Annotated in this window: 23 protein-coding genes; 11 read left to right on the top strand and 12 right to left on the bottom strand. The window is 63.0% G+C overall.

Annotation, left to right across the window (positions count from 1 at the left end):
- On the bottom strand, positions 1-686 hold a 686-nt coding region (locus tag WEA77_RS01225; RefSeq protein ID WP_368066054.1), incomplete at its 3' end, for a phosphoribosylamine--glycine ligase.
- Positions 687-729: 43 nt separating this feature from the next.
- Here WEA77_RS01225 and xseA point away from each other — a divergent pair.
- The 4 genes from xseA to WEA77_RS01205 all read left to right on the top strand — a co-directional run bounded on the left by xseA (position 730) and on the right by WEA77_RS01205 (position 5,610).
- Positions 730-2,118: an exodeoxyribonuclease VII large subunit gene (gene xseA / locus WEA77_RS01220; RefSeq protein WP_368066053.1), complete on the top strand. Its 1,389-nt coding sequence runs from the start codon at positions 730-732 to the stop codon at positions 2,116-2,118.
- 3 nt (positions 2,119-2,121) lie between these two features.
- Entirely contained in the window at positions 2,122-2,733 is a 612-nt protein-coding gene (locus tag WEA77_RS01215; protein ID WP_368066052.1) for an FMN-binding negative transcriptional regulator, read from the top strand.
- On the top strand, positions 2,730-4,142 hold the full coding sequence (locus WEA77_RS01210) for an FAD-binding oxidoreductase (protein WP_368066051.1): 1,413 nt from the start codon (positions 2,730-2,732) through the stop codon (positions 4,140-4,142). The genes WEA77_RS01215 and WEA77_RS01210 overlap by 4 nt, the downstream gene beginning before the upstream one ends.
- 97 nt (positions 4,143-4,239) lie before the next feature.
- A complete protein-coding gene (locus WEA77_RS01205; protein ID WP_368066050.1) occupies positions 4,240-5,610 on the top strand; it encodes an endonuclease/exonuclease/phosphatase family protein in 1,371 nt (456 codons plus the stop codon).
- Between the two features lie 15 nt (positions 5,611-5,625).
- On the opposite strand, the gene mutL is transcribed toward WEA77_RS01205, so the two are convergent.
- Complete coding sequence (gene mutL / locus WEA77_RS01200; RefSeq protein ID WP_368066055.1) at positions 5,626-7,443, bottom strand: DNA mismatch repair endonuclease MutL; 1,818 nt, start codon at positions 7,441-7,443, stop codon at positions 5,626-5,628.
- 137 nt (positions 7,444-7,580) lie between these two features.
- Between mutL and WEA77_RS01195 the strand changes: the two genes are divergently transcribed.
- Entirely contained in the window at positions 7,581-8,111 is a 531-nt protein-coding gene (locus WEA77_RS01195; protein WP_368066049.1) for a cytochrome c family protein, read from the top strand.
- Positions 8,112-8,420: 309 nt separating this feature from the next.
- On the opposite strand, the gene WEA77_RS01190 is transcribed toward WEA77_RS01195, so the two are convergent.
- Positions 8,421-8,930 (bottom strand): DUF1543 domain-containing protein, encoded by a 510-nt coding sequence (locus WEA77_RS01190; RefSeq protein ID WP_368066048.1) that lies wholly within the window; start codon positions 8,928-8,930, stop codon positions 8,421-8,423.
- Between the two features lie 159 nt (positions 8,931-9,089).
- On the opposite strand from WEA77_RS01190, the gene WEA77_RS01185 reads away from it, so the two are divergent.
- Complete coding sequence (locus tag WEA77_RS01185) at positions 9,090-9,482, top strand: hypothetical protein (RefSeq protein ID WP_368066047.1); 393 nt, start codon at positions 9,090-9,092, stop codon at positions 9,480-9,482.
- 114 nt (positions 9,483-9,596) lie between these two features.
- On the opposite strand, the gene WEA77_RS01180 is transcribed toward WEA77_RS01185, so the two are convergent.
- The 3 genes from WEA77_RS01180 to WEA77_RS01170 form a co-directional block, all read right to left on the bottom strand.
- Positions 9,597-10,091 carry a MarR family winged helix-turn-helix transcriptional regulator gene (locus WEA77_RS01180; protein ID WP_368066046.1) on the bottom strand — a complete coding sequence of 165 codons (495 nt, stop codon included), beginning with the start codon at positions 10,089-10,091 and terminating at the stop codon, positions 9,597-9,599.
- Positions 10,092-10,238: 147 nt separating this feature from the next.
- The gene (locus WEA77_RS01175; protein WP_368066045.1) at positions 10,239-10,913 is read right to left on the bottom strand and encodes a DUF805 domain-containing protein; all 675 of its coding nucleotides are present in this window, start codon (positions 10,911-10,913) and stop codon (positions 10,239-10,241) included.
- 68 nt (positions 10,914-10,981) lie between these two features.
- Positions 10,982-12,046, bottom strand: coding sequence for an enoyl-CoA hydratase/isomerase family protein (locus WEA77_RS01170; RefSeq protein ID WP_368066044.1), 1,065 nt, complete (start codon positions 12,044-12,046; stop codon positions 10,982-10,984).
- A gap of 262 nt (positions 12,047-12,308) precedes the next feature.
- Between WEA77_RS01170 and WEA77_RS01165 the strand changes: the two genes are divergently transcribed.
- Positions 12,309-12,470, top strand: a complete 162-nt coding sequence (locus WEA77_RS01165) for a hypothetical protein (RefSeq protein ID WP_368066043.1) — start codon at positions 12,309-12,311, stop codon at positions 12,468-12,470.
- 3 nt (positions 12,471-12,473) lie between these two features.
- Here WEA77_RS01165 and WEA77_RS01160 read toward each other — a convergent pair whose 3' ends face one another.
- Both WEA77_RS01160 and WEA77_RS01155 read right to left on the bottom strand, forming a co-directional pair.
- On the bottom strand, positions 12,474-13,028 hold the full coding sequence (locus tag WEA77_RS01160; protein WP_368066042.1) for a cytochrome b: 555 nt from the start codon (positions 13,026-13,028) through the stop codon (positions 12,474-12,476).
- Between the two features lie 64 nt (positions 13,029-13,092).
- Positions 13,093-13,479, bottom strand: coding sequence for a globin (locus WEA77_RS01155; protein WP_368066041.1), 387 nt, complete (start codon positions 13,477-13,479; stop codon positions 13,093-13,095).
- Between the two features lie 108 nt (positions 13,480-13,587).
- On the opposite strand from WEA77_RS01155, the gene WEA77_RS01150 reads away from it, so the two are divergent.
- Positions 13,588-14,436, top strand: coding sequence for an SDR family NAD(P)-dependent oxidoreductase (locus WEA77_RS01150; RefSeq protein WP_368066040.1), 849 nt, complete (start codon positions 13,588-13,590; stop codon positions 14,434-14,436).
- A 655-nt stretch (positions 14,437-15,091) separates the two neighbouring features.
- Here the strand turns inward: WEA77_RS01150 and WEA77_RS01145 are convergent.
- A complete protein-coding gene (locus tag WEA77_RS01145; RefSeq protein ID WP_368066039.1) occupies positions 15,092-16,231 on the bottom strand; it encodes an acyl-CoA dehydrogenase family protein in 1,140 nt (379 codons plus the stop codon).
- Between the two features lie 64 nt (positions 16,232-16,295).
- Between WEA77_RS01145 and WEA77_RS01140 the strand changes: the two genes are divergently transcribed.
- The 3 genes from WEA77_RS01140 to WEA77_RS01130 all read left to right on the top strand — a co-directional run bounded on the left by WEA77_RS01140 (position 16,296) and on the right by WEA77_RS01130 (position 18,513).
- Positions 16,296-16,832 (top strand): GNAT family N-acetyltransferase, encoded by a 537-nt coding sequence (locus WEA77_RS01140; protein WP_368066038.1) that lies wholly within the window; start codon positions 16,296-16,298, stop codon positions 16,830-16,832.
- Positions 16,833-16,861: 29 nt separating this feature from the next.
- Positions 16,862-17,860, top strand: a complete 999-nt coding sequence (gene hemB, locus WEA77_RS01135) for a porphobilinogen synthase (RefSeq protein ID WP_368066037.1) — start codon at positions 16,862-16,864, stop codon at positions 17,858-17,860.
- A gap of 299 nt (positions 17,861-18,159) precedes the next feature.
- Entirely contained in the window at positions 18,160-18,513 is a 354-nt protein-coding gene (locus tag WEA77_RS01130) for a hypothetical protein (RefSeq protein ID WP_368066036.1), read from the top strand.
- 16 nt (positions 18,514-18,529) lie between these two features.
- Here the strand turns inward: WEA77_RS01130 and WEA77_RS01125 are convergent, their stop codons facing one another.
- From WEA77_RS01125 to WEA77_RS01115, 3 genes are read right to left on the bottom strand one after another with little or no spacing between them, the layout of a single operon-like run.
- Positions 18,530-20,593, bottom strand: a complete 2,064-nt coding sequence (locus WEA77_RS01125) for a penicillin acylase family protein (RefSeq protein ID WP_368066035.1) — start codon at positions 20,591-20,593, stop codon at positions 18,530-18,532.
- Positions 20,594-20,634: 41 nt separating this feature from the next.
- Positions 20,635-20,943, bottom strand: coding sequence for a DUF1801 domain-containing protein (locus tag WEA77_RS01120; protein WP_368066034.1), 309 nt, complete (start codon positions 20,941-20,943; stop codon positions 20,635-20,637).
- Positions 20,864-21,757, bottom strand: a complete 894-nt coding sequence (locus WEA77_RS01115; RefSeq protein ID WP_368066033.1) for a TIGR00341 family protein — start codon at positions 21,755-21,757, stop codon at positions 20,864-20,866. The genes WEA77_RS01120 and WEA77_RS01115 overlap by 80 nt, the downstream gene beginning before the upstream one ends.
- Positions 21,758-21,759: the final 2 nt, after the last annotated feature.

The following is a 21,759-nucleotide window of genomic DNA, read 5'->3' as shown; positions in this document are numbered from 1 at the left end:
GCGCCCATGCCGCCGGTGTTCGGCCCGGTATCGCCGTCACCCACCCGCTTGTGGTCCTGCGCCGCCGGCAGATAGACCGCGCCCACACCGTCGGTGATGACGAACACGCTCGCCTCCTCGCCGTACATGAACTCCTCGATCACCAGCGTCGCCGAAGCATCGCCGAACTTTCCGGAAAGCATCTCGTCGATCTCGGCGTCCGCTTCTTCAAGGTTCTCTGCGATCACGACGCCCTTGCCCGCCGCCAAACCGTCCGCCTTCAGCACATAGGGCGCCTGCATCATGCGCAGGAAAGCCTTCGCGGGGCCCGCCTCGGTGAACTCGCCATAGGCCGCCGTCGGCACACCGTACTTCACCATCCGCGCCTTCGAGAAAGCTTTAGACGCTTCCAGCTTCGCCGCTTCCCGGCTCGGCCCGAACACGTCAAACCCACGCGCGCGCAGGATGTCCGCCAGGCCAAGCGCCAGCGGCGCTTCGGGCCCGATAACGATCAGGTCCGGCTCGATCTGGAGGGCGAGATTTACGAGGCCGGGCACATCGTCCGCTGCCACGTCAAAGCAGGGTCCGATCGCGTCCATGCCCGGATTGCCGGGCGCGGAATGCACTGTGTCCACCAATGGCGAAGCTGCCATTTTCCATGCCAGCGCGTGCTCGCGCCCGCCCGATCCGATCAAGAGTATGTTCATGGGGCCGCTTGATGCGCTGCCCCGGTCATGGGATCAAGTCCCGATGTCCGACTCAAGCCCCACCAACCAGGCCGAACTCACCGTCTCCGAACTCGCCGCCAGCCTCAAGCGGACGATTGAGACTAACTATGACCATGTCGTCGTGCGCGGCGAGCTTGGCCGCGTCACCCTCGCCAAGTCGGGCCACATGTATGCGGACCTGAAAGACGACAAAGCTGTCCTTAATGCGATCATGTGGCGCAGCCAGGTCGAGCGCCTCTCCTTCCGCCCCGAGGAAGGCCTCGAAGTCATCGCCACGGGCCGACTCTCCACCTATGAAGGCCGCTCTGCTTACCAGCTGATCGCCAGCTCCATGCGCCCTGCCGGCGCAGGCGCGCTGATGCAGCTGCTGGAGGAGCGCAAGAAAAAACTTGCCGCCGAAGGCCTCTTTGATCCGAAACACAAGAAGCCGATCCCGTACATGCCGCGTACTATCGGCGTCGTCACCTCGCCCACCGGCGCTGTCATCCGCGACATCCTCCACCGCATCCGCGAGCGCTTCCCCGTGCGCGTCATCGTCTGGCCTGCCCTCGTGCAGGGCGAGCAGGCTGCCGCGCAGGTCACCGCCGGCATCCGCGGTTTCAATGCAATGACCGGACCAGACCGCCCCGATGTGCTGATCGTCGCGCGCGGCGGCGGCTCAATCGAAGACCTCTGGCCTTTCAATGAAGAGATCGTCGTGCGCGCCGCCTTCGAGAGCGAGATCCCGCTGATCTCCGCTGTCGGCCACGAGACCGACACGACACTTATCGACTATGTCTCCGACCGCCGCGCCCCAACCCCCACAGGCGCTGCCGAAATGGCCGTCCCGGTACGGACGGAACTGCTCCTCTCCACTGGCGAGAGCGGCGAGCGCCTGAAACGCGCCCTCACACGCGCCCTCTCCCGCAGCCGCGACAAGCTCACCGCCGCGCGCCTGCCGCGCCCGGAAATGCTGCTCCAGCCCGCCCGCCAGCGCCTTGACTTTGCCGGCGCCAATCTGCCGAAAGCTGCCCTCGCGCTGACGCAAAAGGCACGCCTCAGGCTCTCGCGCCTTCAGCTGTCGCCCGCGCTGCTCAAGTCCGAAATCCGCGTCAGCCGCCAGCGCCTGCGTGATATCGCCGTGCGGGCGAGCGCCGCCCTGATGAGGCTGATCGAGAAACGTGCCACCGCGCTGGGCACCGAAGCCAAGATGCTGGAGACTCTCTCCTACCAGGCCACCCTGAAGCGCGGCTATACCATCGTGCGCGATACCGAAGGCCGGCTTATCCGTTCATCTGAAACGGCAGCGGGTAGGGATCAATTCAGGATCAGCTTCGCAGACGGCGATGTCACGGCTGCGCCTGTGGGTAGCACAGCCCCGAAACCCAAAGCCCCGCCCCGCAGGCCCGGCCAGCAGGAGAGCCTGTTCTAGCCCATGCATCCCGCCCCGCTCTTTCGCGAATCCGATCCGGAGACGCTCCTCGCCCGGATCCGTGCCTATCCGCTTGGCCTGGTCTGCGTAAATGGCGAGATCGCACCGCTCGCCGCCCACACGCCCGTGCTCGCCGCGATGGACGGCGGGGCGCCGCTGTTGCGGTTTCATCTGTCTGCGCACAATCCCGTCACACGGCGCCTCGAGGCTGGCGCCGCCGCCCTGATCATCTTCACCGGCCCGGACGCCTATATCTCACCCGACTGGTATGGCCCCGTCCCCAATCAGGTGCCCACCTGGAACTACCTCTCCGTCGAAGCCGAAGGCGGCGCCGAGCCCACTGACCCTACGAAATTCCTTGACGATGTCTCCGAGCATTTCGAAGCCCTACTACTGCCGAAACCGCCCTGGACCCGCTCCAAGATGGTCCCCGGTTCCTTCGAGCTGATGCTGCGCGGCATCCGCGCCTTTGAGCTGCGTCCGGTCCGCTTCGAAGGCATGAACAAGCTCAGCCAGAACAAGACGAACAAAGCACGCGAAGGTGTGATCGAAAGCCTCTCTGCGACAGCCAGCGGTCTCGCCATTGCGCAGGAAATGCGTAGACTGCTGGAATGACCACGCCCCCTCCCCCCGCTTTCCTCGCCGCCGCCAAGGACCTGCTCGGCCCGAAAGGCTGGACGGACGATCCCGAAAAGCGGCTTGCCGCCTCCACGCCCTGGCGCGGGACCTATCAGGGCGAAACGCCCTTCATCGCCCGGCCCGCCTCGACGCAGGAAGCCGCCGCTCTGGTGAAGCTTTGCGCCGCCCACAGTGTCGCGATCACGCCGCAGGGCGGCAATACCGGCCTCGTCGATGGCGGCACGCCGCACGGCGAAGTCTGCGTATCAATGACGCGGATGAACGCCGTACGCGCGGTCGACCCTTTCAACAATTCCATGACCCTCGAAGCCGGCGCCACGCTCGTCGCCGCGCAGGAAACGGCGGAGAATGCAAACCGTCTCTTTCCCCTCTCCCTCGGCTCGCAAGGCACCGCCACCCTCGGCGGCCTCATATCGACAAACGCGGGCGGCGTCGCAGTGCTGCGTTACGGAATGATGCGCGACCTGATTCTCGGCCTCGAAGTCGTCCTGCCCTCCGGCGAAATCTGGGACGGGCTTTCCGGCCTTCGCAAGAACAATACGGGCTATGACCTGAAACACCTCTTCGCCGGCGCCGAAGGCACACTCGGCCTGATCACGGCAGCCACTTTCAAGCTCTTCCCGAAAGTCCAGCGCGCGACCGGCTGGGTAGTTGTCGCCACGGCCGAAGATGTCGTGAAACTCCTCGCCCTCGTGCGCGATCATGCGGGCGACTCGGTCACCAGTTTCGAGATCATCCCCGCAAACGCCATTTCCATGGTCGTTACCGATATTCCGGGGACGCGCGATCCACTGCCCGCCAATGCCGAATGGCGTGTACTCATCGAAATCTCCCAGCCCCGCGCCGAGCAAGCCGAAGCCCTGCTGACCGCCGCGCTGGAAGCCGGCGCTGAAGCCGGGCTCGTTCAGGACGCCGCCATCGCCGCCAGCGAAACACAGGCGAAGGCCTTCTGGCACATCCGCGAGACGATTCCGCTTTCCAAGCGCGCCTATGGCACCGCGCTCAACCAGGACATCTCCGTCCCGATCAGCCGCATCCCGGCCTTCATCGAGGCGTGCAACGCCGCCGTGCGCGCGCATGTTCCGTCTGCGGACTTTGTCATCTTCGGCCATGTCGGCGACGGCAACCTGCACTATTCGGTCGTCGAGCCGGCAGGTAACGCAGCGCCGGTCCTGAAAGCCCATGAAGCCGCCGTCACGCGCACGGTCTTCGACACGGTCACCGCCTTCGGCGGCTCCATTTCCGCCGAGCACGGCGTCGGCCGACTGAAGCGCGACGAGCTCGCCCGCCTGCGCCCGACTGCCGCCACCGATACCATGCGGGCCATCAAGCGCGCACTGGATCCGTTGAACATCATGAACCCTGGCCGAGTTGTCAGTGTCTGAATACCCTGCTTTTGCGTGGTATTTCTCCAAACGTTAACGACCCGCTAACCAAACTTAACGATTGATCGCCCATCGCAGAATGCGAGGGAACGAGCGAATGGTCTGGTACACCGATCTGCGCAACGCTCGCCTGTTCACACCCGCAGAGCGGGACTGGACCTCGCGCCGATTGCTCGAGCTGCGCGCCCAGCTTGCCTCGCCGCCGCCGAAAGGGGTGGCGCGCCGTACGAAAGACGCGAGCCTCATCATAGGCACCTGGAACATCCGGGATTTCGACAACAACAAGTTCCGCCACGGCCCCCGCCGCCGCGAGAGCCTTCACTATATCGCGGAGATCCTCTCCGCCTTCGATGTCTGCGCGCTGCAGGAAGTCAACGAAGACCTCCAGCCACTCAAAGACGTCATCCGCCTCATGGGGCCGGGCTGGGACTTCATCGCGACAGATGTGACAACAGGTTCCTCCGGAAATCGCGAGCGAATGGCCTTCGTGTATGACAGCCGGAAAGTCCGCTTCCGGGACATTGCCGGCGAGATCGTACTGCCGAAACATGCGCTGTTGCCGGGCGAGCAGCAATTCGCGCGTACGCCGTTCCTTGTCAGCTTTCAGGCGAGCTGGTTCAAATTCTCGCTGTGCACGGTGCACATCTATTTCGGCGAAGAATCCAAAGGCTCGGATGGCTATCAGCGCCGCGTTCAGGAAATCGAATATCTTGCAAGGGAGATGGCAAGCCGCGCCGAACGCGAGGAGGAAAACTATATCCTGCTCGGCGATTTCAACATCAAGAACCCGATTGACGAAACCATGCAGGCCCTGACCGAGGCCGGGTTTCAGTTGCCGCCGGAACAATACCCGTCAAACCTGATCTGCACAAATTACTACGACCAGATCGCGTTTCGCACAAAAAAGGATGAACTCACTTTCCTGTCCTCCGGCGCATTCAAGTGGTCGGACGCCGTGTTCAAGCCGGAGCATTATGAACATTACGCACCCGCCTTGCCGGCCCGCCACCGCGACCTTGGGCCGGACGGCGCACCGAAGGACAAGACCAAGGACAAGGAATACTATGCCAAGCGCTGGCTGACCTGGCAGATGTCGGACCACCTGCCGCTCTGGGTGGAACTTGCGGTCGACTTTTCGGATGCGCATTTGCTTGGGAATGTCGACCCTGTGTTCGAATCTTCTGGCGCACCGGCGCAGCTGGAACCGGCAGGTGATGAGATCGTCGCCATAGACACACGGCCCGATCTTCCCTCACCCGTCCGTACAAAGACAAAGGGACGAAAGCCTCCGAAAATCGCCGCGCCCGAAAAGAAGGGCACACTTGCACCTGCGCCAAAGATGACCGCCGGTGAAGCCTGGCGCATCTTCAAATGGGTCGCCGGCGGCGGCATGGACCGGATGCGCAATGCGCGCGAAGCAGTCATGACAGCCGAGAAGCCGAAGACGGAGAAAAAGGCCAATTCCTGATTGTCGTTGCTTCGGCTAACGCCGCCCGAACAGTTTCTCGATATCGGCGAGTTTCAATTCGACATAGGTCGGCCTGCCATGGTTGCACTGGCCGGAATGCGGTGTCGCCTCCATCTGACGCAGCAGCGCGTTCATCTCTTCGCCGTTGAGGCGACGCCCGGCACGCACTGACGAGCGGCAGGCCATGTTGCCCATGACTTCCTCGAAGCGCTCCTTCAGCGCGAGGCCGGCATCATATTCGGCGAAATCGTCAGCGAGATCGCGCAACAGACCCGCCGTATCCATTTCGCCGAACAGCGCCGGTGTGGCGCGCACGCATATTGCGCCCGCCCCGAAGGCCTCGACTTCGAGGCCGAGCGCGCCGAGATCGTCCGCGCGGTCGAGGATGCGGCCGGCTTCGTCTTCGTTCATTTCCACGATGTCGGGAATGAGAAGTGCCTGGCGGCGCACGCCGCCGTCTTCCATCTGCCGTTTCATCGCTTCGTAGACAAGGCGTTCATGTGCGGCGTGCTGGTCAACGATGACGATACCGTCCGCCGTCTGAGCAATGATATAGGTCTCGTGCACCTGCGCGCGGGCTGCGCCCAGTGGAAATTCGGCCATTTGCGGCGGGTGTTGCGGCGCTTCGAAGCGTGCTGCCGGCGCGGTATCCGGAACGTAGGGTCCGCGCGGCAGGCTGACCGGCCGATACGCGGACGAAACCGGCGCCTGCCAAAGAAGGCCGGACTGCCCGGCCTCTGGCTGGGCCCGGCCGAGCGCAAAGCCCGCGACCGTTGTCGAGGCGCGGTGCCCGGCCCCCGCCAGGCCATGCCGCAAGGCGCCAATCATCAGGCCGCGAATGCTCGCAGCATCGCGGAAGCGCACTTCCGTTTTTGCCGGGTGGACGTTCACGTCCACCTCCTCCGCTTCAAGCTCCACGAACAGGGCCAGCATCGGATGGCGGTCGCGTGCCAGGAAATCCTGATAGGCAGCGCGCACCACGCCGATCAGCATGCGGTCCTTCACGGGCCGTCCGTTCACGAACAGGAACTGCATCTGGGCATTGCCGCGATTCAGCGTTGGCAGGCCCGCAAAGCCGGAGAGGCGCGCGCCGTCGCGGTCGGCGTCGATGGCGATGGCATTGTCACTGAACTCACGTCCCATGATAGCGCCAAGACGCGCCAGACGGCCTGCTTCGTCCTCGAACTCCGGCGCGTAGCGCAGCACATTGCGACCATTATTTTCCAGCGTGAAGCCGGTGCCGGGGTTGGCCATCGCGAGGCGCTTAACCACATCAGTGACGGCAAGGGCTTCGGCGCGCTCCCCGCGCATGAACTTCAGGCGCGCCGGCGTTGCATGGAAAAGGTCGGCGACATCGATCCGTGTGCCGGTCTCGCTGCGCCCGGTGAAGGCAGCTGGCTTCGGTCCTTCGATCCGTCCGGCCTCAGAATAAATCTCCGCCGCCGCTTCGCCCGCCGCTCGGCTGACGAGCTTCATGCGGCTGACCGAGGCAATCGAGGGCAAGGCCTCGCCGCGAAAGCCCATCGTGTGGATGTTGAGAAGGTCCACGCGCCCGTCTGCGTCCGGGATAAGTTTGGACGTCGCGTGCCTTTCGAGCGCGATGGAAAGATCGTCCGCCGAGAGGCCGCAGCCATCATCCTCAATGGTGATGCGCTTAAGGCCGCCTTCTTCGATGGCGATGGCAATGTTGCGCGCGCCGGCATCCAGCGCATTTTCCACAAGCTCCTTCACCGCCGCCGCAGGCCGCTCGACCACTTCGCCGGCGGCGATGCGGTTGACGACATCCGGCGGCAGCCGGAGGATCACAGGACGGGGGCGCGCAGAATCAGGCATGAGCCGCATAGTGTAGCCGCCCCGGAAGGCGGTGTCCCGCGCCGATGTGCGCGCTTCGGACGCGAGCCCGGGGCGTTGAGTTTTCTCGTCTTCCCGGCGACACTGTTCAATCATTCATCATTCAAGGCCTTGCTGTCATGCGCATTTTGATCTCCGCCGCCCTGGCCCTTTGCCTGATTGCCGCTTGCGGCGGCCCGGCTGAAACAACGCCGGCCGCTGAACCCAACCAGGCCGCCCCCGTGACCGCTGCGCCGGCGACCACTGCCCGTGCAGCTGCACCAGGCGAGCCGAGCCTGGAATTCGCGTCGCTGCCCGCGCCTTACAACACCGCCAGCTATGCCGCCGGGAACCGGACCTGGAAGCTTTGCCAGTCCTGCCACCTGACCGCCGAAGGCGCGGGCAGTCTTGTGGGTCCGAACCTGCATGGCCTGTTCGGCCGGCAGGTCGCCTCGGCGCCGGGCTTTGATTATTCGCCGGCGCTGAAGGCCGAGACGTTTGCCTGGACGCCGGACCTGCTCGACGAGTGGCTGGCCAATCCGCGCACCTTTGTGCCCGGCAACCGGATGAGTTTCTCCGGTGTTCGCAAGCCCGAAGACCGCCTCGCCGTCATTGCCTATCTGATGGTGCAGACCGGATATGCCGCGCCGGAGGACGCCCCGGCAGAGTAAAGCCCGCCAGCGACGCGCACGGCGTCAAAGTAGCGCCGGAAGGCTGGGTCATTGCGGATGCTGAGCAACGCGGACATGCGGTGAGAATACGCCCTGTTCGAAACCAGCCGGAATCTGGCAGGCAGAAAACTTCAGTTTTTCGTCATCCCGGGATTTGCGAAGCGACTGGCCGGCACTCGGAACACCGGTAAAACAAGGAAGTCTGGGCTTGCGGTCGTCGCCTGCGGCGAAACCGGCATCATCCCTGACTTAAGTGGGACTTGGGCCGCAAACATAGGCGCCAGTGGCTTCTTGTGCCGACGTTCGCGCTCAGAGCTTGATGTAGTCTGAGACTATTTTCGGCGCGGGGGCGTTTGCGATCAGGTCGCCGAGGCGGATATGGATTGCGCGCGTACCCAGGAGAGTATTCACTTCGAGCACGTCATCGACGGTGGCAAAATTGTCCTTGTGGCGGCTGGTCCAGTCTGGCGAGAGAGCTCGGGCGCGCGACCAGATTTCGGCTTTGTCTGTTCCGGCCATGAAGAGGTAGTGGTGCTGCTCACCGAAGAGTTCGGGCGTGTAGCCGCCGACATTGATGAACCAGAGCGAGGCGCCGGCGTTCTTCGGCGCGGGGCCGGGCACGACATCAATGCGCAGGCCTTCGACATGGGTGAGTTCGGCATAACCATCGATGTGCAGCGAGGACGGCGTACCCCACCAGGCGGCCCGCAGCTGGGGCACCGTATCGAGCACCGTCTCGCCCGTGACGAAGCGCAGGTCATGCAGTTCGATATTCGCGCGCGGGTGATTGCCGCCGACGAAGACCGCGAAAAGTTTCATGGGCAACTCCCGGAATAGCGTCATTCTGGCCGGTGCACCTGCCCGGCGCAAGGCGGAGGCCTTGGGCTTTTTTTTCAAAGCTGTTTGTTGACACCCCTCCAATCGCTTTTATTTACAAAGTACTTGTCGTGTCCAAAAAGGAGATGGCTGAAGATCCCGATGAAAACCCTGATGGCAGCCTTCGCTGCCCCTGCCTCGGCCGGTGCCGCTTCTGCCGCGCCCCTTACGGTGAATGTGGACGCCATTGAGGCGCGCGGCGGCACGCTCTATGCGGGCGTGCAGACCGAGGCGCAGTTCATGAAGAATGACGGCGCGGCGGGCGAAATGATTGCGGCGCCGGAAGCCGGCAGCCGGAGCTTCACGTTAGGGCTGCGCGGCGGCGCCTCTGCGTTGTCGATCGGGCATGACTTCAACGGCAACGGCACGGTCGACCTGGCCGGGGATGGCCGGCCGGAGGACGGCCCGAGGACGGCCCGAGGACGGCAGGTCGTCAATCAATGCCGGCGCCCTTGCGCGCGGCGCCGACCTCCGAGCAGGCGAGCCTTGCCCTGACTGCAGGCGCGACAGCGGCGACGCTGAAAGTGATCTATTCCGAGTGAACCGGGATAGTCCGCAGACGGAGAAAAGGAAGCCCCGGCCCATATCTGGGCCGGGGTTTTCGCCGGGTTAAAGCCGGTAGCGGATCTGGTCGGACCAGAAGCGCTCGAGGCGCGAGATCGTCTTGTTGAACTGGGAGAGATCGTCAGCGCGGACGCTGGCGGTCGGCTCCAGGGCTATTGCCTGCTTCTCGAAGAGTTTCGCTACGCGGGTGCGGACCGTCTTGCCGCGATCGGTGAGACGGAGCGTAACGGTCCGCTTGTCGTCTTCCGAACGGGTCTGGATCAGGTAGCCACCTTCCTGCAGTTTCTTGACGTTGTAGGAAAGGCTGGTGCCTGCAAAGGCGCCGCGGGCGCGGAGCACGGAAGCCGGGGCCTCGCCCTCGCCGATTTCGTACAGCAGGAGCGCCTGGACGCCGGTCAGCGAACGCTCGCCGCCCCGCTCAAGGTCGTCCTTGACCACATCGTGGAGACGGCGATGGGCCTGCTCAAGAAGCGACAGAGACTTCAGGAAAGACTCGCCGATAGAAGTATTTGCAGTTTCCTGCATGTCGATCATCATCATTGTAACCACCACTCAACTTTTGTTGTAGTTTGAGTATAGTTACATGATGAGGAATAATATTTTGATAAGCACGCTGGATCTTATCAAGCACAGAGTTAATAAAAGCGGTTTTTCATTAACCGTTACTGATGCGTAACGGAATTGCCTTCAGGCGAACACGTCAACCGTCTGTGCGCCGCCATACTTCGGAGAAGGCCCGTGTTTGTTGGGATGCGGCCGGGAATCGAAGAACATCAGAATGATAATGATGATCGCGCCAATATAAGGAATGAAGTTGATCAAGTAGAGCCAGCCGGACATGTCCTGGTCGTGCAGGCGCCGTATCGTAATAGAGATACCCGGGATCAGGCTGTATACATAGAACAGAACAACGAATATCGGCAGAAAACCTGCGATATCTTTATCATAGTCTCTGAATACAGCTGCAGACACGAGAAAATCTGCGACGAAGCACACGATCAGTGCGATGCAATAGAATAGAATGTAGCCCCAATACTCTGCTCGCCGGGCGCGGCCATAGAACTGGAAGTAGTTTTTCGACAGTGCCCGCAGGAAATACAGGAACATTCCTTCCGATTTTGCAGCAACGGCAGGAATATAGGCCGCATCTGTATTAAGGACCGGCAGTACAAACTGCGCGCTTGCCAGCAGATAGATGTCGCGCGCGTCTTCGCCGAGGGGGATGAAATCCACCGCCGCACCGGCGGGGAGCGCGGCGCTCCGGTGAACGCGGGCGGGCGTGAAATTGTATCGCTTTCCGTCCTCGCCGAGGATCAGGCCGTCGCCGCCGGCATCGGCCGGCTTCAGGACTTCGCCGCGCATACCGTTGGTTCCTGCTTTGACATTGAGAGAGTATCGGCGGCCGGCGGCGTGTCTGTCCAGACTTGGTCTCAGGCGCCGAAGGTCAGCTCGTCCGGCCCGAGGGATGCGAAGTAGCGGGCAACGTCGGCCTCGGTGACCTCTTCGAGGCGTGCGGGCTTCCAGACGGGAGTGTTATCCTTGTCGATGATGACGGCGCGCACGCCTTCGAGGAAGTCGGCGCTCTGCACCTTGCGCCAGCCGATGCGGAATTCCATGCGCATGTTGTCTTCGAAGGATTCGGCGGCGCGGCCGTCGCGCAACTGGCGCAGGGCAACCTTCACCGTTTCCGGGCTCTTGGCGCGGATCGTGGCAGCTTCAGTGCGAGCCCAGTCGCCGCCATCGGCGTCGAGCGCGGCCAGAATGTCTTCGGCGCGGTCAAAAGCAAAGCAGCGGTTGATCGCATCGCGATGCGGCTCGAAGCTGCCGGGTGGGACGGCGTGGGTGAGCCGGCCAAGGATCTCGTTGAGCAGTTCTGCGGCGCCGGCAGAGAAGTCTGCCGCATCGATCTGTTTGGCGAGGGCCGGGATGAGTTCGGAAGGCAGGAAGTGGGTGGCGACACGGGCGGCGGCGACGTCGGCGCCTTTCAGCCTTGCGCCGGTGAGCGCGAGCCAGGCGCCAAGTTCGCCTGCAAGGCGCGCAAGGAACCAGCCGCCACCGACATCCGGGAAGAGGCCGATGCCGGTTTCCGGCATGGCGAAGACCGTACGCTCGGTCGCGACGCGGTGCGATCCGTGGACGGACAGGCCGACGCCGCCGCCCATGGTGACGCCGTCGATGATGGCCAGAATGGGTTTCGGGAAGGCTTCGAGGGCGGCATTCATTCGGTATTCGGTGCGAAAGAAGTCGCGAGCTTGCGATGCGTCGCCGGCGCCGCTCTCGGCGAGCATGCGGATATCGCCGCCGGCGCAGAAGCCGCGGGTGCCATCCTGGTGGTCGATCCACAGGAGCTGGATGCCGGGATCGCGCGACCAATGGGTGACGGCATCAAGGATGGCCGCGCACATAGGCGTATTGAGGGCGTGCAGGGCGCCGGGGCGGGTGAGCGTGATGCGGCCGAGCCCGCCCTGCTGGCGGATCAATACGTCAGATGTCATGGAAGGCTCCGTCCGGAAAGCGTAACTCAACGTAAATGCCTGCTTCCCAAAGTGAGACAAGCTGTTTCGCCAAGCCTTTACAAGTTTGTGCGATACAGGGGCGGAAGTCGTGTCCCGCAACAGCTCCGGAATACCCATTTCCGGCCAGCCATTCACAAGCACCCGTCTCGAAGTGCGCAGGTTCAACCGCCGCGGCCAGCGCGTGGGTGTCGATGCGCGCTGACTGGTCAAGCTCGGCCTGTTGCGCAAGCAGGAAGTGGAAGTGCGTGATGTCTCTCTGGGCGGGGCGCGCCTCGCGCTGCCGGAAGGCGTGCTGCTGCCGGACGAGTTTGAATTGCGCATCCCGCAGTTCAAATATCCGCGCACCTGCATGAAGCGCTGGGAAAGCGGCCTCGAGATCGACGTCGAGTTCTGGTTCGATTAGCGCTTACGCTGCGGGGGACTTGCCTGTCAGCATGCGGCGCAGGGTTCCATCCCGGTCGATCAGTGAGTGCTTCAACGCGCCGGCAATGTGCAGGACGATCAACGTGGCAAGCGTATAAGCGGCATAGCCATGCACGGCGCGGAGCGATCGCGCGAGATCTTTCATCTCGGCCACCGGCGGGATCGTGAAGAGACCGTACATGTCGATGGGGCGTCCGCCGAGCAGGGACATCGACACGCCCGATACCGGCATCACGACCAGCGTCAGCAGCATCGCGCCGTGGACGGCCTTGGACAGCGCAAGCTCCCAGCCTGTCCGTTCGGACGCGGCCGCGGGAAAGCCCTGACCGATGCGCCAGGTGACCCGCCAGATGGCGAACAGCAGGAGCAGCGTGCCGGTAGCCTTGTGCAGGTTGCGCACTTCGCCGGCCTGCTCATCCGGCAGCAAGTCATAGGACAGGATGAAGCCGACAATCAGCAGGGCCCCGAACAGCACGGCGCCAATCCAGTGGTTGAGGCGCGATGCGGCGCCATAGGTGCCCTCGGTCTTATCGGTCATGCATATCCCCTCCCGGCAGTGTCTGCACATAATCTAGCGGAGGCCGCGTGGCGGCGCCAGAGGGTCAGGCAATGGCGGCGATCTCGGCGAGGCGCGCGTCCCAGGCGGCGTCAGCCTGAGGCGTCCAGTGGCCGGCGTTGAGTTCCCGGACCGCGTCGCGGATGGCAACGAACATCAGGTCCAGGTCCGCTTCGGCGAGGCCGTAGCCGGTATGGCTGAAACGGGATGACGAAATGATGACGCGTTGGACCGGGGCGTCATCCTCCATGCCGAGGATGGCGTTGAAACAGGTTTCCAGCATCGAGCCGCGCACGCCGCCGTCTGTGTCCATCACGAACAGGGCCTCGAAGTCCGGTCGCAGCGCGAAGAGACGCCCGTAGACGAGCGGCGCGGGATCGGCGCAGGTTTCAGCGGCACGCTCAAGCGTTTGGAGGATCAGGGCGGCGGACATCCGCGAAGTTTCTCAGATCGCGCGGGCAGCGTCAAAGCTGACGTTGGGGAGCCGATTGCAAGCGCCGGGTGCCGGGCGCATGCTGGTAAAAACCAGAGGGAGGAAAACATGAAATCACTCGAGGGCAAGACCGCATTCGTGACCGGCGCAGCCTCCGGTATCGGGCTCGGCATTGCGACAGCGCTGGCGCAGGCAGGCGTCAAGGTGATGCTGTGCGATATCGAGAAGGCAGCGCTGGACACGGCCGTGGCCTCCTTACGCGCCACGAACGCCGATGTCGAAGGCGTGGTGGCGGACGTGTCGCTGAAGGACAACCTGCAACGCGCGGCGGATGAAACGATCGCGCGCTTCGGTAAGGTACACATCCTCGTCAACAATGCGGGCGTCGGGGGCGGCGGCGACTATGGCACCTGGAATGATGCCGGCTGGAACTGGGTGCTGGGAGTGAACCTGCTCTCGGTCGTCTGGGGCATCGAGATTTTCGGACCGTTGATAGAGACGCACGGTGAAGGCGGGCAGATTGTCTCTACGGCCTCTATCGCGGGCATGGTTGCGCTGACTAACCCGGCCTATGACGTGACGAAGTTCGGCGTGGTGGCGCTGTCGGAAGACCTGCGGCCGAAACTGGCGGCGCGCGGCATCGGCGTATCGGTGCTCTGCCCCGGCGTGATCCGCACGAATATCGTGAGTTCAGGACGCAATATTCCCGACCGGTTTGCCGGACAGATCCAGACTGTGCCGACAGAAGGTCCGGGCACGGAGATCCTGAAGGCCGTGACCGAGGCGATCGCAAGCGGGATTGATCCGCTTTACGTCGGCGAACTTGTGCGCGAGGCCATCGAGGGCGACTGGCCACACATTTTCACGGATTTGCAATTCGAGCCGCACATCGAGGCACGGTTTGCGACGATCAAGGAAGGGTTCGACCGGATTCGGACGCGGGTACCGAGGCATTGAACCTGCCTCAAGGCTGAATTTACCAGGATCCATAGGCAAGGCAAAGCCGCGCCCGCTCTTGAGCAAAGTCGAAGGACGGGCCAGGTAGAGCCGGACACTCATGTTGCCCATCCATCGACCTCGCACAGGATGAGTGGCTCTAACCTGCAAATCCCGCTCGACACCAATCCTTTGCCGGAAAGTCTCTGCGTGGCCTCTGGTCAGCGCAAGCCACCATCAGTACAGAGCGCTTCCTGATCCGGCTCTGTCTTTCGAAGCGTTCTTTTTACTGTTTCGGATTGCGGAGGGATTTCTTCGTGAACAGGTAAAGCAGGTATCAAGAGAAAGCAGAGAGGGCCTCGGACCAGAAAGGGTTTGGTGGATCGGCGCTCATCTGCAGGAACTGTGCGATTTCCGCCCGCCGCATTCCCAGTGCGGTTGACTGCACATTGTCACCAACTGCAATAAGAATTGCATAGACGGCAGGGGGGCAGATCGGCAAAATTTAACACGCTGGCGCCGTTGAGGTCCAGACCCTATGCAAGCAACAGGAACCCTTCCCGCATCTCGATCCAGATATAGAGAACCAGGGCAAGCGATGCGAAAATCGACGCCGGCCTGCCGGACATCCACCGCATGAGCCGCGACTGTCCTTCCTGATTGAAGACCATTGGTGTTAGCCCTTCAGCATATCCCGCGAGATGATGACCCGCATAATCTCGTTGGTCCCCTCCAAAATCTGGTGGACCCTCAGATCACGGACAATGCGTTCGACGTGATAGTCGGCGAGGTATCCATAGCCACCATGGATCTGGAGCGCATCATTTGCGACCTTGAAGGCGGTGTCAGTGACGAAGCGTTTGGCCATGGCGCACCAGCGGGTCGCGTCGGGCATCTTGCCGTCGAGGCGGCCCGCAGCTTCGTAGAGCATGACGCGGGCGGCCTGGAGTTCGGTTTCCATGTCGGCGAGCTTGAACTGCGCGCTCTGAAAATCCGCGATGGCCTTGCCGAACTGCTTGCGCTCCTTCGCATAGCTAACCGCCTTGTCGAGCGCGAGCTGCGCGCCGCCGAGAGCGCAGGCGGCGATGTTGAGGCGGCCGCCATCCAGGCCTGCCATCGCGAAGCGGAAGCCGTGGCCTTCCTCACCGATGCGGTTGGCGGCGGGCACGCGCACCTCGTCGAGGATGACCTGCGCAGTGGGCTGGCTCTTCCAGCCCATCTTGCGCTCGTTGGCACCAAAGGAAAGCCCGGGCGCACCCTTCTCGATGATAAAGGTGGAAACGCCCTTGGCTCCGTCGTCTGAAGTTCTGGCCATCAGGACATAGATATCCGAGGTGCCGGCGCCGGAGATGAACTGCTTGGTGCCGGTGATGACATAGTCGCCCCCGTCGCGCACGGCCTTGGTCTTGAGGCTGGCGGCGTCGGAGCCCGCGCCCGGTTCCGTCAGGCAGTAGGAGGCGATCAGCTCCATCGAGGTGAGGCGCGGCAACCAGGCTGCGCGCTGCTCGGCCGAGCCGAACGTGTCAATCATCCAGGAGGCCATATTGTGAATTGAGATGAAGGCGGCGGTGGAGACGTCGCCGTAAGACAACTGCTCGAAGATCAGCGCTGCGTCGGTGCGCGTGAGCCCGGAGCCGCCGTGTTCTTCCTTCACATAGATGCCGGCGAAGCCGAGTTCGGCGGCCGATCTGATCACGTCCACCGGGAAGTGGCTGTCGCGGTCCCAGGCCTCCGAATGCGGGAGCATCTGCGCCTCAGCGAACTTGCGCGCCATGTCGCGGATCATCACGCGTTCGTCATCAAACATCAGGCTCATTGGCAAGGCCACCTATTCTCAATATGTGTGGCCCCGAATTGCGATAGAGCGCGGCCTGATGTCAATGCGACGCCTTCCTCAGGGTTACTCGATTTCGGGCGTGGACGCAGACGAAATCCCGGACCTGATTGCCATCGATCTGGCCGCCAGCCAGCTGTTTGCGGGCACGGGCATGCTGCCTGAGGAGGAGCTGTCGGACCATGTGCCCGCGGAGGTTTTCGAGGCCGCGATACCAGGTGGCCACGTGTTCGTGGCCCGGAGCCGCAAGGGTGAGCCGGCCGGCTTCGTGCTGACCTCGCTGCGGGGGGATACGCTTTATCTTGATCAGGTGAGCGTACATCCAGACCATGGACGGCGCGGCCTCGGCGCGGCGCTGATCCGGCGCGTGTTCGAGGACGCAGATGACCGGGGCCTCAAGACCGTGACCCTGTCGACCTTCCGGGACCTGCCCTGGAATGCGCCCTTCTACCGGACGCTCGGTTTCCGCGAACTGCCCCGCAAAAAGCTGACGGACTGGATGCTGGACATCGAGGCGCGGCAGGCGGCGGTGATGGATGTAACCAAGCGCTGCTTCATGCGCCGCAAGGCGGGGTGGTTGTGAGCAGGCGGGAATTGTCGCAAAAGGACGCCATGACCCAGTTTCCCCAATCCTTTCCCGCTACCCGCTTGCGCCGCTTGCGCCAGGCCCCGTGGGTGCGCTCGCTGACTGCTGAAAACGTGCTGACGCCGGCCGACCTGGTCTGGGCGGTGTTCGTGCATGATGGCGAGGGCCGCGTGCCGGTCGCTTCGCTGCCGGGCGTGGACCGGCTCTCCGTAAAGGAAGCGGCGGGGGCGGCGAAGCGGGCGAAGGCGCTGGGCATTCCGGCAATCGCGGTGTTTCCGTATATCGGGCCGGAGGGCAAGGACGCCGAAGGCACCGGCGCGTTGAGCGCCGACGGCCTCGTGCCGCGCGCGCTGAAGGCAATGAAGGACGCTGCCCCGGAGGTTGGTCTAATCACAGACGTTGCCCTTGATGCGTACACGTCGCATGGCCATGACGGCCTGCTGGACGAGGACGGGACGATCCCGAATGATGCGACGGTGGAGCGGCTGGTGACCCAGGCGCTGGTGCATGTGGCCGCAGGCGCGGATGTGGTCGCGCCGTCGGACATGATGGACGGGCGCATTGGCGCCATCCGCGCGGCCTTTGAGGACGAAGGCTTCACCCATGCGATGATCCTCGCCTATGCGGCCAAGTACGCAAGCGGCTTCTATGGGCCCTACCGCGAGGCCATCGGCTCGGCGGCCGCTCTTAAGGGCGACAAGAAAACTTACCAGCAGGATCCGGCGAACACGGACGAAGCGCTACGCGAAGTGGCGCTCGACCTTGCCGAGGGGGCGGACATGGTGATGGTGAAACCAGGTCTGCCATATCTGGACATCGTGCACCGCGTATCGACGACCTTCGGCGTGCCGACGCTGGCCTATCAGGTCTCCGGCGAATACGCGCAGATCATGGCCGCCGCCCAGAACGGATGGATCGACGGCGACCGTGTGATGATGGAAACCCTGGTCAGCTTCAAACGAGCAGGCGCAGCGGGCGTGATCACGTATTTTGCAGAGCGCGCTGCGGAGAAGCTGGGCGGATAAGCCCGCCGGGACTGAAGCGGAGCGATTTGGAAACAAGGACGCCCATCGGCTGGCCTCATCCGGACGATCCGATATACAAGGCCCTCTGACCTGCTGACGGACCTGCGTTCCAGTTCCGCGCGGGAGCCATAGGTCGGCGCGGGGAAGATTGGCGATGCCGCGCCACAGGAACGCCCTTCTCTTTGCAAAAGTTCATGCGTCCGGCGCTGCGGAGCCTGCAGCTGAAGGTGTCATAACTTATTCTTCCGGGCTGGCAGCCGTATTACTCAAGAGATGAACCGTCATTCCGGAGACTTGCCATGATCCGCGCCCTGATAATATCAGCCTCGCTGCCGCTGCTTGCGATGAACGCCTCTGCTGTTGAAGCGGAAAATCCTGTCGCCGCCTGCATGATCACCAACACGACGCCGACGCAGAAGTCTGGCATGAAGCAGATGATTATCTCCGCGCTGCAGGAAGACAAGCCATCGGCCACCGATGCGTTCCTGAAGCTCAGCTTCGAGGCCGCGCTGATTGCCACCGCCGAATGCGGCATGTCCTTCGCCGATGTCCAGTCGCCGACATTCAAGCGCGCTCTGGAAGCCTATGGGCAGAGCCCCGGCGAGGCCGTGATGAAAGATGCGTTGCTTTTGATGGACATTCCGGTCGATTGAACTGCGAGCGCCGCCGCTAATTGTATTCAGGCAACGGCGATATCTTGAACCCTTCCTTCGAGAACAATTCCGACTGGTCGGCATAATGCGGCGATTCCGGATGGCCCATGGCGGCGCCGAAGGGGTAGATGGTTTTCGTTACAGGCGCGCCGCCATCCCCTGGCCATTTGACGATCAGCATGAAACTATCCCCTCCGACCGCCGTATAGCGGCCGTCTTCGGCGGGGCGGTACAATAGGGCGCGCAGGGTTTCGGGGCCGCCAGCGAGGGGGAAATCAGCCTTGCCGCGGATCAGGCGCGCAAAGTCCGCATACGGCACATCCAGCTTGCCGAAGTGCCGGCGCAGCTGGGCGTCAGCGTCGGCGAGAATTTCTCGGCCGGGACGCGGCATATCCCGGGCATAGAGTTTCCATTGCAATTCCTGCAACACGATAAGCGCGAGCGAGTCGGCTGCGCCCTGCCCGTCCGCCGTCCAGTCCCAGTCATCCAGCAATGCCACCGCTTCGGTAAGCGTTCCGGCGGCGCGCGCGTCTTCCACAGCAGCGGTGAACTCTTCGCCGAGGCGGGAAGCCTTGTCATAGCCCTTGTCGAACTTGATCCGGTGGATATCGGCGTCGTCAAAGATATCGTCTGATTCCAGCAATGTCTTTGCCCGAAGGATGCGGTTGGTCATCCAGGTCTCGACACCAACGAGGCCGGGATAGTCTTCCGGTTTCATGTCGTCTGCCGGGGCGGTCGCAAGCCAGGGGAGATTGTTGGAGTTGACGACGTAGCCAGCAGGCGGGTTCAGCAGGAAGGGGATACGCTCCGGTGGCTCGTATTCGGTCCAGATGAGATCACTGCGATCGCCCGGCAGCACGTTTTCCCAGGCCATGGCAGGATCGCGTTTCGGCAGGCGGGCATTATAGAGATAGGCGATGTTGCCGAGTTTGTCGGCGTAGATATAGTTGGTCGCAGGGATAGCCTGCATTGCCATCACTTCGCGCCACTCTTCGAGGGATTTTGTTCGGCTGAGTTTGTAATACTGCTCGAACTGGCGCACTTCGCCGTAACCGGCATAGCGGATCGCATAGGCGCCAGACTTGTTCTTGATAACCGGTCCGTGGACGGAGCCCCAGACGCTCTGGCGGATGGGCACGACGACGGGGCCGATCTTCACCTTCAGCCAGACATGGCGATGGTCGAGGTCCCTCCACTCGCCGTCGATCTGGTAGCGCTTGCCGCTCTTGTCGAGTACCAGCTTGTAGACATCCGTCAGGTCCGCGCGGTTGACCGTGTTGGTCCAGCCGAGATGGGCGTTATGGCCCATCAGGATGACCGGGCTGCCGGGAAACAGCGCGCCCTGCATCGACCAGCCTTCCCCGCTGGCTATGCGCGCTTCATACCAGGCGGCGGCGCCTTCCCAGGGCTGGTGCGAGTTCGAGACGAGCACAGTCGAGCCATCCGCCGTGCGGTGCGGCGCAAAGGCGAAGGCGTTGGAGCCGCGCTCCTCAGGTTCGCGATCGGGGGGAATTTCGCCATTGCCGAACAGGCGCGCGACAATGGAGTCGACGCCAAAGAACAAAGGTGAGACGAGCACGAACCCGCCGATTACATCTTCGCCCGTCAGCGGAAACACCTGCGGACGGAACACTTCCTTCGGATGCTGCGCGGCGTAGAGATTGAGCCCGTCCGCATAGCCCTGCGCCATGGCGCGGGCTTGCGGCGAGACGGTGTCGATGCCGGCGGCCAGCTGGCCTTTGACGTTGATCAGCTTGCCGAAGTAATCCGCCTGCGCACCGGCTTCGCCGTCCACGGCGCCCAGTTCGCCGCGCACGGCGAGCACCTGGCGCTGGATGGTCGCGAAGTCATCCTCGGAATGCGCATAGGCAAGGCCGAAGGCTGTGGCGGCGTCGGTTTCGCCGTAGATAGTGGGCACACCGTAGGCATCGCGCTCAATCCGGTAAGGCGCCGGCGGCGCCGTGCTCTCGAGCGCCGAGAGGCGCGCAGCGTTGCTGGCGCAGGAGGAAACAGACAGGCCGGCGGCCAGCAGGAAGGCGCCGAGAAGCACAATGCCCGCAATTCGGAGGAAAGGCTTCATCCGTCAGAAACTCCGTGCAGGGATAGGTGGCGCAAATGCGGTCATGCGTCCCAAGTCTGGCAGGTCCTTCGCATGTAGGCGAGACTTTCCGCAACGATCTCTTCCAACACCTTCATGTCGATGTCGGTCAGCTTGTTGAAGTAAAGGCAGCTCTTGCCGAGGCGCAACAGCGGATCCGAAAGGTCGCGGTATCCAGGCAGGATGTAGATCACCATGTTCGCCTTGCGCGGCGAAAAGCCGGTCATGCACATCTCGCCGGAGTGACCGCTGTCATAGGTGTAGGCATACCGGCCGAAGCCAATGATGCTTGGCCCCCACATCTTCGGCCTGAGGCCGGTCACGTTTGTCATCCAAGGCAACAGCAACTCGGCGTCCTCCTTGCGCGGGCCGTCGTCCATCGCCGCGATAAAGGCCTTCGGCGTGATCGCCGTCGCTTTGGTTTTCAGTTCGTTCTTCGCCATCAGTTCCCCCTAATTGCCGATCGATACGGCCTTTCCGAGATCTAGCATCAGTATGAGCGCGGCCCTCTGCGGCAAGGAAGAGGGCTGAAAGGCCAGCGTTCAGCCAGACAGCACGTTGGGCGTGCTTCTGTTCGATCCAGGTGCGAGGCCGGATCTTGCGCAGCCGGAATACGATCAGCGCCGACAGGACCAACGCGGCGATGTTGAGGCTCAACAACAACGCAGCGCGCAGGGCCAGCGTGCTTTCGCCGTATCCGGCGAACAGTCCGATCGCCGCGCCGGGGGGCAGCAGGGCCGCGGCGACCATGACACCGACCCGTGCAGACGAGGCGCCCCGCGTCAGCGACAAGGCCGCCGCACCGCCCGCCGCCATGGCGAGAGCGAGCCCGTCAAGGCGGGCTTCGGCGCGAGACATCAGTTCTCGGCTGTCCCAGTCGGGCGGAAGAAAGAGCGTGAGCATCAGGGAAACAAACAAGGCAATCGTGATGCCGGCCAGGAGCGTGACAATACCGCGCCGCAACAAGTCAACCGCACCCAGCGCGGCGCCCATTGCAAAGCCGAGGATCGGCCCGAGCAGAGGCGCGATCACCATGGCGCCCATCACCGCAGCGACGCCGTCCGAGACAAGGCTGATGGCCGCCACGATGGCGGACAGCACGGCCATGATGATGAAGTCGCCGTTGAGCTTGGCGTCACCGGACACCT

The organism is Hyphomonas sp. (assembly GCF_040882205.1).
GTDB lineage: Bacteria > Pseudomonadota > Alphaproteobacteria > Caulobacterales > Hyphomonadaceae > Hyphomonas.
This window is presented reverse-complemented; position numbering and strand designations above follow the sequence as displayed.

Coding starts and splice junctions, on each gene's coding strand:
- xseA (WP_368066053.1), top strand. CDS start 730: ATGTCCGACTCAAGCCCCACCAACCAGGCCGAACTCACCGTCTCCGAA.
- WEA77_RS01215 (WP_368066052.1), top strand. CDS start 2,122: ATGCATCCCGCCCCGCTCTTTCGCGAATCCGATCCGGAGACGCTCCTC.
- WEA77_RS01210 (WP_368066051.1), top strand. CDS start 2,730: ATGACCACGCCCCCTCCCCCCGCTTTCCTCGCCGCCGCCAAGGACCTG.
- WEA77_RS01205 (WP_368066050.1), top strand. CDS start 4,240: ATGGTCTGGTACACCGATCTGCGCAACGCTCGCCTGTTCACACCCGCA.
- mutL (WP_368066055.1), bottom strand. CDS start 7,443: ATGCCTGATTCTGCGCGCCCCCGTCCTGTGATCCTCCGGCTGCCGCCG.
- WEA77_RS01195 (WP_368066049.1), top strand. CDS start 7,581: ATGCGCATTTTGATCTCCGCCGCCCTGGCCCTTTGCCTGATTGCCGCT.
- WEA77_RS01190 (WP_368066048.1), bottom strand. CDS start 8,930: ATGAAACTTTTCGCGGTCTTCGTCGGCGGCAATCACCCGCGCGCGAAT.
- WEA77_RS01185 (WP_368066047.1), top strand. CDS start 9,090: ATGAAAACCCTGATGGCAGCCTTCGCTGCCCCTGCCTCGGCCGGTGCC.
- WEA77_RS01180 (WP_368066046.1), bottom strand. CDS start 10,091: ATGATGATGATCGACATGCAGGAAACTGCAAATACTTCTATCGGCGAG.
- WEA77_RS01175 (WP_368066045.1), bottom strand. CDS start 10,913: ATGCGCGGCGAAGTCCTGAAGCCGGCCGATGCCGGCGGCGACGGCCTG.
- WEA77_RS01170 (WP_368066044.1), bottom strand. CDS start 12,046: ATGACATCTGACGTATTGATCCGCCAGCAGGGCGGGCTCGGCCGCATC.
- WEA77_RS01160 (WP_368066042.1), bottom strand. CDS start 13,028: ATGACCGATAAGACCGAGGGCACCTATGGCGCCGCATCGCGCCTCAAC.
- WEA77_RS01155 (WP_368066041.1), bottom strand. CDS start 13,479: ATGTCCGCCGCCCTGATCCTCCAAACGCTTGAGCGTGCCGCTGAAACC.
- WEA77_RS01150 (WP_368066040.1), top strand. CDS start 13,588: ATGAAATCACTCGAGGGCAAGACCGCATTCGTGACCGGCGCAGCCTCC.
- WEA77_RS01145 (WP_368066039.1), bottom strand. CDS start 16,231: ATGAGCCTGATGTTTGATGACGAACGCGTGATGATCCGCGACATGGCG.
- WEA77_RS01140 (WP_368066038.1), top strand. CDS start 16,296: ATGCGACGCCTTCCTCAGGGTTACTCGATTTCGGGCGTGGACGCAGAC.
- hemB (WP_368066037.1), top strand. CDS start 16,862: ATGACCCAGTTTCCCCAATCCTTTCCCGCTACCCGCTTGCGCCGCTTG.
- WEA77_RS01130 (WP_368066036.1), top strand. CDS start 18,160: ATGATCCGCGCCCTGATAATATCAGCCTCGCTGCCGCTGCTTGCGATG.
- WEA77_RS01125 (WP_368066035.1), bottom strand. CDS start 20,593: ATGAAGCCTTTCCTCCGAATTGCGGGCATTGTGCTTCTCGGCGCCTTC.
- WEA77_RS01120 (WP_368066034.1), bottom strand. CDS start 20,943: ATGACAAACGTGACCGGCCTCAGGCCGAAGATGTGGGGGCCAAGCATC.